Genomic DNA, 17,099 nt, shown 5'->3' on the forward strand with positions numbered 1-17,099 from the left:
ATCCTGGCCCGGGTGCGGGCGCGCCGCCATGCGCGCGCGCGAGTGCTCGCGCAGACTTCACGCGGCGTTCACCGGGTGGGGGACGGCGTGGAGGGGGCTTTCAGGTAGGAGGACGCGGGCCTGCGTGACCTCTCAGAACGTCGAGGCGGAGATCACAACGCCGCCGACGCCCCCTGCCCGACGTACAGCGTGTTCCGGAACTCGCGCGCCTCTTCCGCCGCGATGTCGCTGTCGATCCCGGCGCGCACCTCGCGCATCAGCTTGTGCAGTTCCTCGTGCTTGCCCGGCACCCGCGCGTGGCCCGTGCTGTCCCAGAGGTTCGACACCGGGAGGGTGTCGCCGGCCTCGACCGCCAGCGTCCACTCCTCCGTCGTCGCCACCGCCGCGAACTCCGAGTCCATCGTCACCAGCACGCTGATGTGGAGGGCGTCCGCCGAGATCGAGCCGGCCTCGTTGACCAGGTCGAGGGTGCCCGTCGCGTCGGAGAGGAACTCGACGGTGAAGCCGAGCGCGGCGGCGTCGCGGGCGGTGCCGGCGCAGCAGTGCTGGGTCATGTAGCCGGCGATCGTCACCGTGTCGACGCCCTCCGTCCGCAGCCACTGCTCGAGCTGGGTGCCCGCGAACGCGGACACGCTCTGCTTGGTGACCAGGAGGTCGGGCGTGCGGTCGGCGACCGACGAGTGCAGCGCGGCGCCCTCCGAGCCTCGGGCGAAGAGCGGCGAGCCCTCGTCCTCAACGTGCTGGACGATCACCAGCTTGACGTCGTGGTCGGCGGCCGCGTCCATCGCCACCTCGATGTTCGGGATGGAGGTCATCAGGTCGGGGTGGCAGATCTTCAGATTCCCGGTGACGTACTCGTTCTGCACGTCGATCACGATCAGTGCGCGCTTCATGACCGCACTCTAACGCCGTCGGCCGCCGCTCAGCGAGAGGGTTCAGGACAGGGCGGCCCGGGCCGGAAGCGGGTGGCCCATCCACGCCGCCCAGGCCTCCCACCGCTCCGGGAGCCACGCCCTCGCAGCGAACTGCGGGTGGCCGGGATGCCGCGCCCGCGCCCACAGCACGAACAGCAGCTCCGACCAGTACGAGTGGATCCGCCAGGTCACCGGACCCCGATCGGACCGCCCCTGCAGCACGACCGTGTTGAACGCGACCACCTGCATGAGGTCGACCGACGCCCACTCCCAGCGGAAGGTGCCGGCGGCGGTGACGATGACGAAACCGCGGTCGGTGACCGTCAGCATCCCGGCGTGGTCCGGACGCCAGACGACCTGCGCGTCGGCAATCGCCTGAGCGCGGGCGGCGTTGTTCCGCGAGGCATTGGCCGCGAGCGCCGCGGCGGACACCGCGAGCCCGACCACGCCGAACCCGACCGCGAACGAGCCGGTGCGCTCGTAGCTGCCGTCGCCGACCGCCCGCATCGAGTCCAGGGTGTACGTGCCCTGCGCGAGCGCGACCTCCCCGTCCTGCAGCGGGAACAGCGTCCGGATGCCCTGGTCCGGGACGACTCCGGACGCCGCGCCGTCCTCCACCGCGGCGAGGAGACGCGCGGTGTGCCAGAGCGCGCTGTCGGCGTCCGTCCACGGGCGGTCGCCCGGAACGCCCGCGCTGTCACCGCCCGCGCCGCCACCGCCCCCGACCAGTTCGCCCGTCATGGCGGAGAGCCTACCGACTCCGGTGTCACAGGAACGAGTTCCCCACCAGCACCGCCCCGAACAGCACCAGCACCACGCACGTGATCGTCCGGCTGGAGCGTTCCAGTGCCGCCCGCAGCCGGTTCAGGCGCGGCCGGATGCGTTCTCCGCCGATCGCGACGGCGACGACGGGGATGCTCAGCGTGGCGACCCCGATGGCCGCGAACAGGGCGACCGCCACGATGGTGGGCGGCGGCTCCGTCAGCGAGTAGCCGATCACGACGCCGGCGCCGGCTCCGAGGGCCAGCTCCTTCGGCTTCACGGTCGACAACGCGAAGCCGAGGCCGAAGGCGTTGGGCGCCGAGACCCGGGTGAGGGAGGTCAGCCAGCGCGGCGGCGTGCCCGCGACGGCGCCGCGCGGCCGCCGGACCCAGGTGACCGTGCCGAGCGTCATCATCCCCAGCCCGATGGGGGCGGTGACCACGTGGAGGGCGACGTCCGAGCCGCGGAAGTCCACGAACAGCTCCGACGCCGCCGCGAACGCGCCGACCACCACGACGATCCCGAGGAAGCGCCCGAGAACCAAGGCCGCGCCGCGGACGGCGCCCGCCCGGCCGAGCGCGATCACGAGCACCGCGATGAGCGGCGTCGCGCTGATGGCCACCCCGACGGCGAGCGGGAAGACCTCGGCGAGCACGTGCCCGAAAGGGGACCACATGGGATGAAATGTAGCGCGGGCGGGCGGGTAGGCTGGTGCGCGGCCTCCACGCTCACAAGGCACGGCAGGCCCAGCCAAGCGACACAGCGAAGACGCACCCGCACGACCCCACGAGGATGGCGAACATGAAGGCCCTGTACAAGAGCGAAGCCGCGCCGGGGCTAGCCCTGGTCGACGTCCCGGAGCCGGAGATCGGCCCGGAGGATGTCAAGATCCGGGTGCTGCGCACCGGAATCTGCGGCACCGACCTGCACATCCTGCGCTGGGACGACTGGGCCGCGTCCGCGGTGGCCGCGCCTCTGGTGCCGGGCCACGAGTTCTACGGCGAGGTCGTCGAGGTCGGGCCGTTCGTCCACGACGTGGAGGTCGGCGACAAGGTCTCCGGCGAGGGTCACATCGTCTGCGGCACCTGCCGCAACTGCCGCGCCGGCCGCCGCCAGATGTGCATCCGCACCCAGGGCGTCGGCGTGCAGCGCGACGGCGCGTTCGCCGAGTTCCTCGTGCTCCCCGCCACGAACGTGTGGGTGCACCACAACGGCATCGAGCCGGAGGTCGGCGCGCTGTTCGACCCGCTCGGCAACGCCGTCCACACCGCTCTCGCGTTCCCGGTCGTCGGGGAGGACGTGCTCGTCACCGGCTGCGGCCCGATCGGCCTGATGGCCATCGCCGTCGCCCGCCACGTCGGCGCACGCTTCATCGTCGGCACCGACGTCAGCGCGCAGCGGCTGGAGCTCGCGAAGGGCATGGGCGCGGACTTCACCGTCGACGTCTCGAAGCACGACATCCGGGAGGCGCAGCGGGCGCTCGGGATGCGCGAAGGCTTCGACGTCGGCTTCGAGATGAGCGGCGCACCGACCGCGCTGCCCTCGATGATCGAGAACATGAACCACGGCGGCCGGATCGCCATGCTCGGCCTCCCGAGCCAGCAGATCGCCATCGACTGGGGCATCGTCGTGACGCACATGCTCACCCTGAAGGGCATCTACGGCCGCGAGATGTTCGAGACCTGGAACGCGATGGGCGCGATGCTGCAGACGTCGAAGCCGCTGCACGACTCCATCGCCTCGATCGTGTCCGACCGTTTCCCCGCCCGCGACTGGGAGAAGGGGTTCGCCGCGGCGGCGTCGGCCGGCGGCGGCAAGGTCATCCTCGACTGGACGGAGGTCTGATGTACGGGACGTTTCGCAACCACCTGGCGGCGCAGCTCGCGGAGATCGAGGAGGCCGGGCTCACCAAGCGCGAGCGCAGCATCCACGGTCCGCAGGCGGCGCTGATCACCGCCGACGGTGCGGAGGTGCTGAACTTCTGCGCCAACAACTACCTCGGCCTCGCCGACCATCCCGCCCTCCGCGACGCCGCGAAGTCCGCGCTGGACGAGTGGGGTTACGGGATGGCGAGCGTGCGCTTCATCTGCGGCACGCAGGAGCAGCACCTCGAGCTGGAGCGCCGGGTGTCGGAGTTCCTCGGCACCGAGGCGACCATCCTGTTCTCGTCGTGCTTCGACGCCAACGGCGGCGTGTTCGAGACGCTGTTCTCGGCGGAGGACGCCATCGTCTCCGACGAGCTCAACCACGCCTCGATCATCGACGGCATCCGGCTGTCCAAGGCGCAGCGGTTCCGCTACAAGAACCGGGACATGGACGACCTCCGCGCGCAGCTCACCGCGGCTCGCGACGCGGGAGCCCGGTACACCGTCATCGTCACCGACGGCGTGTTCTCGATGGACGGCTACATCGCGCCGCTCCGCGAGATCTGCGACCTGGCCGACGAGTTCGGCGCCCTGGTCTTCGTGGACGACTCGCACGCCGTCGGCTTCGTCGGCGAGCACGGCCGCGGCACCCCGGAGTTCTGCGGCGTCGCCGACCGGGTCGACATCTACACCGGCACCTTCGGCAAGGCGCTCGGCGGCGCGTCCGGCGGCTACGTCTCCTCGCGCCGGGAGGTCGTCGACCTGCTGCGTCAGCGCGCCCGGCCGTACCTGTTCTCGAACACGCTCGCGCCGTCCATCGTCGCCGGCACGCTCGCCGCGCTCGACCTGCTGGAGCAGTCGGACGAGCTGCGCGCGCGGCTCGTCGCGAACGCGGCGCTGTTCCGTGAACTGATGACGGAGGCCGGCTTCGACCTCCTGCCCGGCGAGCACCCGATCGTGCCGGTGATGTTCGGCGACGCCGCGCTCACGGCCCGCATCGCGGACGAGATGCAGAAGCACGGCGTGTACGTGACGGCGTTCTCGTTCCCGGTGGTGCCGCGCGGCAAGGCGCGCATCCGCGTGCAGCTCTCGGCAGCGCACACCGACGACGAGATCCGCCGCTGCGTCGCCGCGTTCAGCGCGGCACGCGACGCCGTCGCCGCCTGACGATTCGTGACGAATGTCGCGTTAAGCGCGGCGTTACGCGACATTCGGCAGGAATCGCGGCGGGCGTTACGCTGCGGTGTCGATGCTGAGCCGGCGTCCGTGGCGGAAGAACAGCAGCAGCTGCGCCCCGAGGAACGCCGCCAGCACACTGAGGTCGACGATCGTCACCGTTCCGGCGACGGCCCCCGCCTGCGTCAGCCCGCAGGCGCGCGCGTTCTGGTCGGGGGTGCACAGCATCCGGTCGGCCTGCGGCGTGACGGCGCCGGACGACACCCAGCCGCCGATGAGCTGGTTGTACATGGTCTCCAGCCCGGGCCCCAGCGCCTGGGTGTGGGTGGCGTGGGAGACAGCCCAGTAGGTGACCTTCCACCCGGCCTTCTCCGCCGCGGTCGCGGTCGCCTCGACCTGCGGGCGGAAGTGCGGGTCCAGGGCACCGTCGACGAAGATCGCCGTGGTCTTCTGCGGGTAACGGTGGGTGGCGAGGATGTTCTCCGGCCAGGTGGCCTCGTAGGCGGCCTGGCTGCCGCCGTAGTAGGTGTCGCGCGTGTAGTCCGGCCGGTGCTCGCCGGGCTTGTCCGGCCCCGAGATGGAGACGACGTTCGCCCAGATGCCGGGGTGCGTCGCCCCCAGGTAGGCCGCGCACTCACCGCCGTGCGAATATCCGGCGATCGCCCAGTCCGCGCGGTTCCCGCTCACGGGAAGGTTGCCGCGGATCCACGCCGGGACGTCCTTCGACAGGTAGGTGTCGAGCTTGCCGGCGCTGGTGTCGCTGCACGGCGGGTTGGCTGCGACACTGCCGAGCTGGTCCACGACCAGGATGAACGGGGCGTCGTCCAGCCGTTCGCCGCCGATGCCGTGAAGGGCGTCGAGCGTCGCGCCCAGGGTCGGGTTCCCCGGCTGGCCCATCATCATCTCGACCACGGGCCGCGTGCGGGACGGGTCGCGCAGCCATCCCGGCGGCACGAACAGGTGCGCCTCGCGGGCGGAGAAGCCGGAGGCCGTCGGCGGGATACGGACGGCGAGCTGCGCGCCGTCGGCGAGGGTCTGCTCGGTGACCGGGACGGTCTTCCCCGCCACCGTCGCCGTTGCGAGGGTGGGGGCGATCGTGAGAGCTCCTGCGGAGACGCCTGCCACAGCGATGACGCCGGTGAGCGCGATCGAGAGCACCCGGGCGCGACCGGCCGACTGCAGCGCGTCGCCGAGTGCGAGCGGGACGCCGAGGGAGGCCAGCGCGATCGCGAACCAGCCGATCCCGCCGAGGTCGGCCCGCGGCGCGACCAGGCACCACGCGATGATGAAGGCGAGCCCGACGACCTGGCCGAGGATGAGGAGCCGCACGGTCGACCCGGCCCCGAACCGCCATCCGCGCACAGCGAAACGCGCCACCGGGTAGGCGGCGAGCAGCCCGAGAGCGAGCGTGAGCCAGGCGAGAATCCCCACGGTTCCAGCCTAGGTGGCCGGTTCCGCGCGTAGGGCCGGAGGGTGCCCCCGTAACCGGGGGACGCTCATTGAGGGGTCGCGCCGCCGTCAGCGCGTCAGCGCCGCCGACGACTCCCGGCCCACCAGCCGCACCGGAGGGGCCTCCAGCCGCTCCACCCGCTCGCCCGCCCGCATGCGCGCGAACGCGTCCAGCAGGGTCCCCGCGAGCGCGTCCGCGTCGAACGTGACCGTGCTCAGCCGGGGGAGGAAGTCGGCCGCGCCCGGGTGGTCGTCGGCGCCGACCACGGACAGGTCGGCCGGCGCGCGGAGGCCCGCGTCCGCGAGCGCGCGGATCGCGGCCATGGCGAGCCCGTCGTCGGAGGCGGCGACGGCGGTGGGGGCGTGCGCGTCGTAGCGGAGGCCGTGCGCCCAGTCCCGGAGGGTGCGGGCGGAGGCCGCCGCATGCGTGACGTCGAGTCGGACGCCCAGCAGCTTTGCGGTCTCGCGGGCGCCGTCGAGGCGTTCGGCCGCGGCCGGCCCGGGGGTCGCGGGTGCGAGGTAGACGATGTGCTCGTGGCCGAGCGCCACGAGGTGCTCCACGGCGAGACCGCCGAACGGGCGCTGCGGGATGACGAGCGACGGCGCGTAGTCGACCGCCGCGGTGCCGTGAACGATGAGCGCGCGCACGCCGGCGAGGCGCAGGATCTCCGTCGCCTCCGCGTCGCAGCGCGCGGACTCGGCGAGTACGGCCTCCGGCCGGAGCTTGGCCCAGAGCTGGCCGGCCTCCGCGCCGGTCGTGGCAGTGTCGGCGTGCCGGAGCGCGTCGATCCCGTCGTCGACCGTGCGGGCGAGGAGGGCGTCGAGTGCCCGCGCGACGGTGGCGCCGTGGTCGGTGGCCGACGACGCGACCAGCAGTCCGGCGACGGCCTCGCCGCTGGCGAGCGAGCGGGCCGCGGTGTTGGGCGTGTAGCCGAGCAGGCGGGCGGCCTCCAGGACGCGGTGCCGGGTGTCGTCGGAGACCCGCGAGTTGGGCTTGTCGTTGAGGACGAACGACACGGTCGCGCGCGAGACTCCGGCGGCGAGGGCGACATCGGCGCTCGTCGGGGCTTTGACGACCTGCGGCGTGAACATGGTGTGCTCAGTCTAGGTCTCGGCGGTGGGTCTGCTTACTCGCGTCAGCAAAAACCGAGCGATGGGTTGTATTCGAGCAGGTGGGTGTCGTATGGTTACGCGTGTTAGCACGCAACGTCGCCTGCTCTGAAAGGACAAACCTCCCGTGACAACGCCGTCTGATGACTTCCCCGAGGGCCCCCGCCCGGTCCAGCCCACCCTCCCGCCGAACCTCTCCGGCGCGCCCGACAGCGTGGCGCTCGGCTCGACGCTGACCACCGCCGACTCGGCGTTCTCGGCCGCCCCAACCTCCGCCGTCTCGGCCCAGACCCCGCAGAAGGTCAAGGTGCGCGGCAAGCTGCTCAAGCTGATGCTGTGGATGTCGCTGGCCAACATCGCGGTGTTCGGCATCTGGGGCGCGGTGCCCGGTCTGCTGCTCCCGACGCAGATCTCGAACATCGTCGGCGGCAACGCCAACGCGAGCGTCGCGGCATTCGGCCTCATCGCCACGATCGGCGCCTTCGCGGCCATGGTCGCCCAGCCGCTCGCCGGCCTGGTGTCGGACCGCACGCGCAGCCGATTCGGTCGCCGCGCACCCTGGATGGTTGCAGGAGGTCTGCTCGGCGGGCTCTCGCTCGTCTTCATGGGCGCCTCCAACAGCCTGCTCCAGATCGGCATCGCCTGGGTCATGATCCAGGTCTGCTACAACTTCGCCCAGGGCCCGCTGTCGGCCATCCTGCCCGACCGCGTCCCCAGCGGCGCCCGCGGCACCGTCTCGTCGTTCTCCGGACTGGGGCTCATGGTCGGCGCGCTCGGCGGAAGCATCGTCGGCGCGATGTTCCTGACGAACATCGCCGGGGGCTACCTGGTCTTCGCCGGATTCGCGCTGATCGTCCTGGTGCTCTTCGTCGTGTTCAACCCGGACCGTTCGAACAAGGGTGACCCGAAGCCGCCGTTCAGCCTGGGCACGTTCCTCCGCACCTTCTGGGTCAACCCGGTCAAGCACCCCGACTTCTTCTGGGGCTTCACGGGCCGGCTGCTGCTCTACGCCGGCTACTTCATGGTCACCGGCTACCAGCTCTACATCCTGCGTTTCTACATCGGGCTCGGCGACAAGGCCGGCACGTTCGTCCCGCTGCTGAGCCTGATCAGCATGGCCGGTACGATCATCACCACCCTCATCGGCGGCCCGCTCTCCGACAAGCTCGGCCGGCGCAAGGTCGTCGTCATCGTCGCCGGATCGGTGATGGCCGTGTCGATGGTGTTCCCGCTGATCTTCCCGTCGCTCACCGGCATGATGCTGTTCGCATTCGTCTCCGGTCTCGGCTTCGGCGCCTTCCAGGCTGTCGACACCGCCCTGATGAGCGAGGTGCTGCCGTCCAAGGACGACTTCGCCAAGGACCTCGGCGTGCTCAACATCGCGGCCACCCTGCCGCAGACGCTGGCGCCCGGTATCGCCAGCCTCGTCATCCTCTCGCTCGGCGGCTACGCCGCGCTGTTCCCGATCGGCATCGTGATCGCCCTCCTCGGCGCCTTCGCGGTCCTCCCGATCAAGTCCGTCCGCTAGGAGATCCACCGCATGACCGACATCACCACCGCCACCGACGTGGCCGACGAGTTCCTCGACGGCCTGCTCGGCTCCCTCTCGCTGGAGCAGAAGGTGCGCCTCCTCACCGGCGCGTCCTTCTGGACCCTGCACGACGAGCCGCAGATCGGGCTGGAGACCATCGTCGTCTCCGACGGCCCGGCCGGCGTGCGCGGGCAGCTCTGGGACGAGCGCGACTCCTCCGCCAGCCTGCCGTCGCCGACTTCCCTCGCCGCGTCGTGGGACGTCGAGCGGGTGCACCGGCTCGGCCAGCTCATCGCGGCGGAGGCCCGCCGCAAGGGCGTCGGTGTCGCGCTCGGCCCGACCGTCAACATCCAGCGCTCGCCGCGCGGCGGCCGCCACTTCGAGGCGTACAGCGAGGACCCGTGGCTCTCCGGCGTCGTCGGCACGGCCTTCGTGAAGGGCGTCCAGTCCTGCGGCGTCGGCGCCACGCCCAAACACTACGTGGCGAACGACAGCGAGACCGACCGGATGACCGTCGACGTGCAGGTGGACGAGCGGACCCTGCGCGAGGTGTACCTCGCCCCGTTCGAGCGCATGGTGGTGGAGGGCGGCGCCTGGCTGGTGATGTCCTCCTACAACTCCGTCAATGGCGTCACGATGACCGAGAACGACCTGCTCCGCGCGCCGCTGAAGGAGGAGTGGGGCTTCGACGGCGTCGTGGTCTCCGACTGGATGGGCGTGCGCGACACGGTCGCCGCCGGCAGCTCGGCGCAGGACCTCGCGATGCCCGGCCCGGACGGCGTCTGGGGCGACGCGCTGGTGGAGGCCGTGCGGGCCGGACAGGTCGACGAGGCCGCCATCGACGAGAAAGTGCGCCGCATCCTCCGCCTCGCGGGCCGCCTCGGCGCGCTCGAGGGCGTGGCGGCCGCGACCTCGCTCGCCGAGCCGTGGCCGCAGGAGCGCATCGACGCCCTGCTGCGCGAGGCCGCGGCCGACGGGATGGTGCTGGTGCGCAACGAGGGCGTGCTGCCCCTCGACCCCGCCGCGGCGCCCACGATCGCGCTGGTGGGCGAGCACGCCCGCATCGCCCGCACGCAGGGCGGCGGCTCGGCGACCGTGTTCCCCGACCACGTCGTAACCCCGTTCGACGGCCTCGTGGAGGCGTACGGCGCCGAGCGCGTCCGCTACGCGGCCGGCGTGAAGTCGTCGGAGTCGGTCCTCCCGATCGACGGGCGCGTGGCCACCGACCCGGTGACCGGCGAGCCCGGTGTGCACGTCCGCTTCTTGGCGGAGGACGGCGCCGTGCTGCTCGACGAGCACCGCGCCTCCGGCAAGCTGGTCTGGCTCGGCGACCCGATCCTCGGCGACACCGCCGTGGTGGAGGCCACCGCCGAGTTCACCGCGCCGGCGGACGGCGAGTACTCGGTCGGCTTCGCGGGCCTCGGCCTGTTCCGGTTCGAGGTGGACGGCGAGCTGAAGAGCGACGGCCTGTTCTTCCCCGAGGGCACCGACCCGTTCATGGCGTTCCTCAACCCGCCGAAGCAGTCGTTCCCCCTCGACCTGCAGGCCGGCCAGAGCGTCTCGCTGCGGCTGGAGCACCGCCCGCAGCAGCAGGCCGGGCTGGCGGCGGTCATGTTCACCTTCGGCTACGAGGAGCCCTTCGCCGACCCGGAGGCCGAGCTGAAGCGCGCCGTCGAGCTGGCCGCGGCCTCCGACGTCGCCGTGGTGGTCGTCGGCACGACCGAGACGCTGGAGTCGGAGGGCTTCGACCGCACCGGCCTGCGCCTCCCGGACGGCCAGGACGAGCTCGTCCGCCGCGTCCTCGCGGTCAACCCGCGCACCGTGGTGGTCGTGAACTCCGGCGGCCCCGTCATCCTCCCCTGGCTCGAGGAGGCCCCTGCCGTGCTGCTCACCTGGTTCCCGGGCCAGGAGACCGGCGGCGCCCTCGCCGACGTGCTCTCCGGCGCCCGCGAGCCCGGCGGCCGCATCCCCACCACCTGGGCGGCGGACGAGGAGGACGTGCCGGTCTGGCAGGTCGAGCCGATCGACGGGAAGCTGTTCTACGACGAGAAGCTCAACGTGGGCTACCGCGAGTGGCTGCGCCGCGCGGCCCTCGGCGGACCGGCCCCGGCCATCCCGTTCGGCCACGGCCTCGGCTACACCGAGTGGGAGCTGGGCGAGGCGACCCTCGACGGCCACGCGGTCAGCGTCCCGGTCACGAACGTGGGCGACCGCGCGGGCAAGCAGGTCGTCCAGGTGTACCTGTCGCGGGTGTCCGAGTCGGACATCGAGCGCCCGGTGCTCTGGCTGGCCGGTTACGCGCTGATCCACGCGGAGGCGGGGGAGGCCGCGGTCGCGACGGTCGAGCTGGAGCCGCGCTCGCTGCAGTACTGGTCGGTGGACGACCACGCCTGGCGCACCGAGCCCGGCGAGTACGCCGTGCAGGTCGGCACGTCGGTGGCCACCCTCGGGGAGGCGATCCGCTTCACGGTCTGAGCCCGGGAAGACCCGCCCCCTCGGCCGTGACGTGCCCGCCGAGGGGGCGCACCAATTCCCCTCTGGAGGCGAGTACCCTCGGGCGGGTAACGGGTAAGGGGGATCGCATGACCACACTCCACGGCCGCGAGGGCTCGGCGCTGCTCGTGATCGACGTCCAGAACGGTGTCATCGGCGGCGCCTACCGCCGCGACGACGTCGTCGGCAACATCCAGGCCCTCATCGACCGCGCCCGCTCGGAGGGCGTCCCGGTCGTGTGGATCCAGCACTCCGACGAGAACGTCGAGTACGGCAGCGAGGCGTGGCAGTACGTGCCCGAGCTCTCGCGCGACGAGGCCGAGGCGCTGGTGCCCAAGCACTACGCCGACGCGTTCGAGGAGACGGGGCTGGAGGAGGTGCTCGCCGCCGCGGGCGTCGGCCGGCTGGTCGTCACCGGCTCGCAGACGGACGAGTGCATCCGGTCGACCATCCACGGCGGCTTGGTGCGCGGCTACGACGTGACGCTCGTCGGTGACGCCCACACGACGGAGGACCTGAGCGAGTGGGGTGCGCCGACGCCCGACCTCGTGATCGCGCACACCAACCTGTACTGGGGCAACCACCGGGCGCCGGGGCGGACGGCGGAGGTCGTCGGGACCGCCGACGTCACGTTCTGACGGCAGGCACCCCGGAGACGGACACCACCTCGAGCGTGGTCCGCGTCTCCCCGTCCTCGGTGCGCTCGACCCGGATCGGCATCCCCGGCAGGTCGACCGCGAACCAGAAGACCAGCGTCGCGTCGCCCCGCCGCACCGTGTAGCGGAGGCAGCGGCGCCGCTCCAGCGGGCCGGGGAGCTCCACGCGGTCGATCGTGGTGTGCTCCGCGGGGAAGGCGGCGTGCTCCTGCAACTCCAGCCAGGTGGACCGCTCCCGCTCGACCGGGCCGGCGGGCTTGCCGCTGTCGTCCAGCGGGGTGTCCTCGATCCAGGCGCCCTCCGCGTCGCCCTCCGCGAACCGGATGGCGGTCAGGCCGTTCGGCGAACGGACCACGGACACGCGGCCGGTGGGGCAACCGGCCCGGATCTCCGCGGCGGTGAACGGCGTCGGCGCGAGCCCGGGCGCGAGGACGTGCGGGTCGGGGTCGGTCATGGCTCAGGAGTACCACACGGCGCGGCCCGGTCTGGTTGACTGAACCGGTGTTCCCCTACGAGCGGCTCCGCCGGCGCCCCGACGTCGAGGCTCCGAATCTCTTCGCGTCGGACGCCGCCGACCGCCTCCTGGCCGACCTCGCCGGAGACGAGGTGCTGGGCGACGGGCTGGTCGTCATCGGCGACGCGTACGGGGCGCTCACGCTCGCCGCGGCCGCTCGCGGCGCCCGCGGCATCCGGGTGCACCAGGATCCGCTGACCGCCGAGCGGGCGCTCGACGCCAACGCGGACGACCTCGGGCTCGGCGGCAGCTACGAGCACCGCCCGCTCGACCCCTCCCTCGTCACCGGCGCCCGCACCGTGCTGGTGCGGCTGCCGCGGAGCCTGGAGGCGCTGGCCGAGATCGCCGCGCTGACCGCCGAGCACGCCCGTCCGGAGGTCGTGGTCTACGCGGGCGGGATGCTCAAGCACATGACCACCGCCATGAACGGCGTGCTGGGGGAGGTCTTCGGCGACGTCCAGGCGTCGCTCGCCCGGCAGAAGGCCCGCGTGCTCACGGCCCGGACCCCCGAGCCGGCCGCCCCCATCGCGCTCGACCGCTGGCCCGACCGGGCGTTCGACGACGCGACCGGGCTGTACGTGTGCGCGTACGGCGCGGCCTTCGCCGGCGCGACGGTGGACATCGGGACGCGGTTCCTGCTGACCGTCCTGGGCGAGGCGATGCCGGAGGCCCGGACCGCGATCGACCTCGGCTGCGGCACGGGGGTGCTCGCCTCCGCGCTCGCCGCCTCCCGGCCGGGCCTGCGCGTGATCGCGACCGACCAGTCCGCGGCGGCGGTCGCGTCGGCGCGGGCCACCGCCGTGGCGAACGGCGTCGCCGACCGGGTGGAGGTCGTCCGCGACGACGTCCTGGCCTCGCAGCCGGACGCGTCGGCCGACCTCATCGTGCTCAACCCGCCGTTCCACATCGGCGGGGCCGTTCACACCGGGATCGCGCACCGGATGTTCGCCGACGCCGGCCGCGTGCTCGCGCCGGGCGGCGAGCTGTGGACGGTGTGGAACTCGCACCTCGGCTACCGTTCCGCCCTGGAGCGCGCGGTCGGCCCGACGCGCCAGATCGCCCGCAACCCCAAATTCACCATCACCGCCTCCACCGCCTCCACCGCGAGGGGCACGTAAACGCCCCTGAAACGCGGACTCAGGGGCGTTACGTGCCCCTCGGCGAAAGGACTTCGCGCATCCCGGACACCACCATGCCGGATGCGCCGCGGTGGCGTGCGGTGTCCGCGCCCCGGGCGTCCGGGACGACGTGCGCCAGCACCGGCTTGCCGAGCCTCCGCATCCGCTCCCACACCGCGGGCGAGCCGTTGTAGTCGAGGCCCAGCGTCGTCCAGCGCGCCTGCGTCGACGGGAGCAGCTTCGCGTCGGCCTCCACCTCTGACGCGTAGTAGTACCCCCAGCTCGGGTAGCCGCGCGCGGCGGCCTGGGCCGGCCAGTCCGACGCCGTGCAGTAGCCCTTGGCCACGAAGGCGCGTGTCGGCGACGGCGCGCGGGACATGATCGCGAACAGCTCGGGGAAGTGCGTGGCCGACACGACCTTCGGGTCGACGTAGAGCACGTGCGTCGCCGCGAACGCCGCGACGATGTCCTCGAACCGGGCGTACGGCTGCGCGGGCTGGGAGGGGTCGGTGGTCTCGGAGGCCGAGATGCGGTGCCGGGAGACCTCCGCCCAGGTGTGCTCCGAGGCAACGAAGTCCGTGGTGCCCGACGTGCGGTCGAGGGTGGCGTCGTGCAGCCCGAACCAGACCCCGTCGCTCGTGCGGGCGAGCGACACCTCCAATGCCCTGGCCCCGAGCAGGACGGAGTTGCGGTAGCCGAGCATCGACATCTCCGGCCAGTCCCGGGAGCCGCCGTGATGCGCGACGGTGAGCATCCCGGTGGATGCAGGCATCGGCCCGGACGACCGCTGGGACGCCGAGAGCAGTGAGCCGACGCCGGCTGCGCCCGCGGCCACGACGGCGACGGCCGCCACCGACACGCCGATGACCGCGCGCCGGGAGACCTTCCCGCGCTGCTCCTCCGCGTCGTCGCCCATGGGTCACCCTAGGCACATCCGGCCCCGGATTTGAAGACACCCCGATGGGGGTCGACCGCCCGCGCTGGATGCGGGCCCTGCGCTGTGTGCGGACTATGCGACGCTTCCGGGCTTCTCACCCGGGCCGGGGACGTCGCAGCGCAGCCATAGCACGTCCGTCCTAGCGTCGAAACAGGAGAGGAGGCCGCTGTGACCGCTCTCCCGCGCCGCCCGCTGCGCCCTCGCGGCCTGGCCCACGGCCTGTGGTCGCTCCGTTCGCTCTGGGGCTCGCCGATGCTCGAACAGCCGGTACGCGCGCACGAGCTGCGGACCGCTCGACTGCTGCTGCGCCCCTACCGCGCGTCCGACGCCGCCGACTGGCGACGGATCGAGGACGACGAGGAGGTGCGGCTCGGCCTCGACTGGCCGCTGCGCACCGAGCGCCAGGCCTCCGAGCACCTGCTCGCGCGCACCGCGCACACCGTGCTCGCCGAACCCGGCGACCTCCTCGTGCTCGCGGTCGAGCGCGACGGCCGCGTGATCGGCGACGTCTCCCTGCACCTGCGCACGGTGGCTCCGGAAACGCGCACGGCGGAGATCGGCTGGCTGCAGCTCACGGCCGAGGGCGGCCACGGCTACGCGACGGAGGCCGCGCACGCGATGCTCGACCTCGCCTTCGGCGAACTGGGCGCGTGCCTGGTGACGGCGGTCGTCGAGCGGTCGAACACCTCGTCGGCGCGGCTGGCGCTCCGGCTGGGCTTCCGCCTCGCGGGAGGGACGGCCACGCGGGCCACCTTCGTGCTGGCGGAGGCCGATCACGCCGCCGAGCGCGCGGCCCGGCCGTCGCCGGTATCCCGCCGCGACCCCGCCGCTCGGAACGAAGAGTGTCGATAATCGCTGAGTAGACGCGAATCCACCTCGGTTTCCGTTTGTTTCAAGCAGATTAACGACCGATTCCGTGGCGAAAAGGCTTGTCCTCGGCTCCGGGGATTTGCTAACGTCCCCCCTGTCGCATACGCGACCCTAGCCAGGGAGAGCAATGACGCAGGAAGATTCCCGGCCGGCCTCCGTAGCCCTCGGCAACGGATCCGACCCTCGCGGGGGCGAACACACGCACGCACTGCAGGCGGACGGGGTGAGCGCCGCCGGCTCCATCGTGATGGCCGTCGCGGGCAGCGCGCCCGCTTACTCCATCGCGGCCACCACCGCGACGCTCGTGGGCGTGGCCGCACTCGGCGCGCCCGCCGCGCTGCTCTGGTGCGGCCTGCCGATGCTGGGGATCGCGTGGGCGTTCCTCTACCTCGGTCGCGCCGACGTGAACGCCGGCGCCTCGTACTCCTGGGTCGCGCGCGCTCTGCACCCGGTCCTGGGGTTCCTCTCCGGGTGGGCGCTCGTCATCTCGGCGACGATCTTCATGGTCGCCGGCGCGCTTCCGGCAGGAGCCATGACGGTCACTCTCTTCGCCGAGGATCAGGCAAACAACACTCTGCTCGTCACGGCAGTAGGCGCCGTGTGGTTCCTGGTCATGGCGGCATGCGTGCTCTTCGGCGTCCACGTGACGGCGCGCGCGCAGTGGATCATGTCCCTCATCGAGGTCGGCATCCTCGTCCTGTTCGCCGTCCTCATGATCGTCCACGCGTCGAGCGGGGCGCACGCCGGTCCGTCCTTCTCGTGGGATTGGCTCGGCTTCAGCCACCTCACGGGCGCCGGAGTCTTCGTCGCGGCAGCACTCGTCGCCGCTTTCTACTACTGGGGCTGGGACGTCTCGTCCAACCTCAATGAGGAGACCAAGGACGGCCACAAGAATGCCGGGTCCGCCGGCATCATCGGTGTGGTCATCGTCTTCCTGCTCTTCGAGATCTTCACCATCGCGACGATGGTCATCCTCCCGGCGAAGACGATCGAGCACAACAGCGCGAACGTCCTCTCGGTGTTGGGCCAGGCCGTGTGGCCGGGCGTCGGCGGCAAGATCCTGGTGGTCGCCGTCGCGCTCTCCACCATCGCGACGCTCGAGACGACACTCATCCAGGTGACCCGCACGCTGTTCGCGATGGGCCGCGACAACACCATCCCGAAGGTCTTCGGGACGCTTCACCGCCGCTGGCGGACGCCCGCCTTCGCGACGCTCGTCGTCGTCGGCGTGTCCGTTCTGCTGTTCATCGGATCGAACCTCGTCGGCGGCAGCATCGGCGACATCATGACCAACGCGATCGCCTCCATCGGCATCCAGATCGCGTTCTACTACACGCTGGCCGGTGTGGCTGTGGTGGTGGCCTACCGGCGGGTGCTGCTCAAATCGGCCAAGAACTTCATCCTGATCGGGCTCTGGCCGGCGGTCGGCGCCGTGTTCATGGGATACATCTTCGTGGCCGGCATCTGGCAAAACTTCATGAACGCCCAGTGGATCGTCAACATCCTCGGCGTCGGCCTGATCGTGGTCGGTGTCGTCCCCGTGCTGCTCTTCTACCGCAAGGCGAAGGGCTACTACACGCGCCGTCCGCTCGAGCTCCCCGCGGAGCTCGACGCGAAAGCCCCTGCCAACATCGACGACAGGGACCCGGCCGCGCTCTGACCCGAGCTGAACGCGGCCCCGTCTGCCCGACGCGACCGCCGAGC

Annotated in this window: 15 protein-coding genes; 8 read left to right on the plus strand and 7 right to left on the minus strand. The window is 72.0% G+C overall.

From position 1 onward, the window contains the following. Positions 1–152: 152 nt before the first annotated feature. The 3 genes from ABIA36_RS09195 to ABIA36_RS09205 are packed head-to-tail and all read right to left on the minus strand — an operon-like array spanning position 153 to position 2,352. Positions 153–893, minus strand: coding sequence for a cysteine hydrolase family protein (locus ABIA36_RS09195; protein WP_369962005.1), 741 nt, complete (start codon positions 891–893; stop codon positions 153–155). Positions 894–935: 42 nt separating this feature from the next. Then, a complete protein-coding gene (locus ABIA36_RS09200) occupies positions 936–1,655 on the minus strand; it encodes a hypothetical protein (protein ID WP_369962006.1) in 720 nt (239 codons plus the stop codon). A gap of 25 nt (positions 1,656–1,680) precedes the next feature. Further along, positions 1,681–2,352 (minus strand): GAP family protein, encoded by a 672-nt coding sequence (locus ABIA36_RS09205; protein WP_369962007.1) that lies wholly within the window; start codon positions 2,350–2,352, stop codon positions 1,681–1,683. A 125-nt stretch (positions 2,353–2,477) separates the two neighbouring features. Between ABIA36_RS09205 and tdh the strand changes: the two genes are divergently transcribed. Beyond that, positions 2,478–3,521, plus strand: a complete 1,044-nt coding sequence (gene tdh / locus ABIA36_RS09210; RefSeq protein ID WP_369962008.1) for an L-threonine 3-dehydrogenase — start codon at positions 2,478–2,480, stop codon at positions 3,519–3,521. Then, positions 3,521–4,708, plus strand: a complete 1,188-nt coding sequence (locus ABIA36_RS09215; RefSeq protein WP_369962009.1) for a glycine C-acetyltransferase — start codon at positions 3,521–3,523, stop codon at positions 4,706–4,708. Before tdh ends, ABIA36_RS09215 begins: the two co-directional genes overlap by 1 nt. A 66-nt stretch (positions 4,709–4,774) precedes the next feature. Here the strand turns inward: ABIA36_RS09215 and ABIA36_RS09220 are convergent, their stop codons facing one another. After that, on the minus strand, positions 4,775–6,148 hold the full coding sequence (locus ABIA36_RS09220) for an alpha/beta hydrolase (protein WP_369962010.1): 1,374 nt from the start codon (positions 6,146–6,148) through the stop codon (positions 4,775–4,777). A gap of 87 nt (positions 6,149–6,235) precedes the next feature. Then, positions 6,236–7,258, minus strand: a complete 1,023-nt coding sequence (locus tag ABIA36_RS09225; protein WP_369962011.1) for a LacI family DNA-binding transcriptional regulator — start codon at positions 7,256–7,258, stop codon at positions 6,236–6,238. Positions 7,259–7,403: 145 nt separating this feature from the next. On the opposite strand from ABIA36_RS09225, the gene ABIA36_RS09230 reads away from it, so the two are divergent. From ABIA36_RS09230 to ABIA36_RS09240, 3 genes are all read left to right on the plus strand, one after another. Then, positions 7,404–8,804, plus strand: a complete 1,401-nt coding sequence (locus tag ABIA36_RS09230; RefSeq protein WP_369962012.1) for an MFS transporter — start codon at positions 7,404–7,406, stop codon at positions 8,802–8,804. Between the two features lie 12 nt (positions 8,805–8,816). Further along, a complete protein-coding gene (locus tag ABIA36_RS09235; RefSeq protein ID WP_369962013.1) occupies positions 8,817–11,282 on the plus strand; it encodes a glycoside hydrolase family 3 C-terminal domain-containing protein in 2,466 nt (821 codons plus the stop codon). Between the two features lie 107 nt (positions 11,283–11,389). Next, positions 11,390–11,938 carry an isochorismatase family protein gene (locus tag ABIA36_RS09240; protein WP_369962014.1) on the plus strand — a complete coding sequence of 183 codons (549 nt, stop codon included), beginning with the start codon at positions 11,390–11,392 and terminating at the stop codon, positions 11,936–11,938. Here the strand turns inward: ABIA36_RS09240 and ABIA36_RS09245 are convergent. Beyond that, on the minus strand, positions 11,928–12,410 hold the full coding sequence (locus tag ABIA36_RS09245) for a hypothetical protein (protein ID WP_369962015.1): 483 nt from the start codon (positions 12,408–12,410) through the stop codon (positions 11,928–11,930). The two genes, ABIA36_RS09240 and ABIA36_RS09245, sit on opposite strands and share 11 nt — an antisense overlap. Positions 12,411–12,457: 47 nt before the next feature. Between ABIA36_RS09245 and ABIA36_RS09250 the strand changes: the two genes are divergently transcribed. Further along, positions 12,458–13,588: a class I SAM-dependent methyltransferase gene (locus tag ABIA36_RS09250; protein ID WP_369962016.1), complete on the plus strand. Its 1,131-nt coding sequence runs from the start codon at positions 12,458–12,460 to the stop codon at positions 13,586–13,588. A gap of 28 nt (positions 13,589–13,616) precedes the next feature. Here ABIA36_RS09250 and ABIA36_RS09255 read toward each other — a convergent pair whose 3' ends face one another. Then, positions 13,617–14,504, minus strand: coding sequence for a glycerophosphodiester phosphodiesterase (locus tag ABIA36_RS09255; RefSeq protein ID WP_369962017.1), 888 nt, complete (start codon positions 14,502–14,504; stop codon positions 13,617–13,619). A gap of 189 nt (positions 14,505–14,693) precedes the next feature. On the opposite strand from ABIA36_RS09255, the gene ABIA36_RS09260 reads away from it, so the two are divergent. Both ABIA36_RS09260 and ABIA36_RS09265 read left to right on the plus strand, forming a co-directional pair. Continuing rightward, a complete protein-coding gene (locus ABIA36_RS09260; protein WP_369962018.1) occupies positions 14,694–15,377 on the plus strand; it encodes a GNAT family N-acetyltransferase in 684 nt (227 codons plus the stop codon). Between the two features lie 145 nt (positions 15,378–15,522). Further along, entirely contained in the window at positions 15,523–17,055 is a 1,533-nt protein-coding gene (locus ABIA36_RS09265; RefSeq protein ID WP_369962019.1) for an APC family permease, read from the plus strand. The last annotated feature ends 44 nt before the right edge of the window (positions 17,056–17,099 follow it).

Source organism: Leifsonia sp. EB34 (genome assembly GCF_041260585.1).
Taxonomy (GTDB): domain Bacteria; phylum Actinomycetota; class Actinomycetes; order Actinomycetales; family Microbacteriaceae; genus Leifsonia.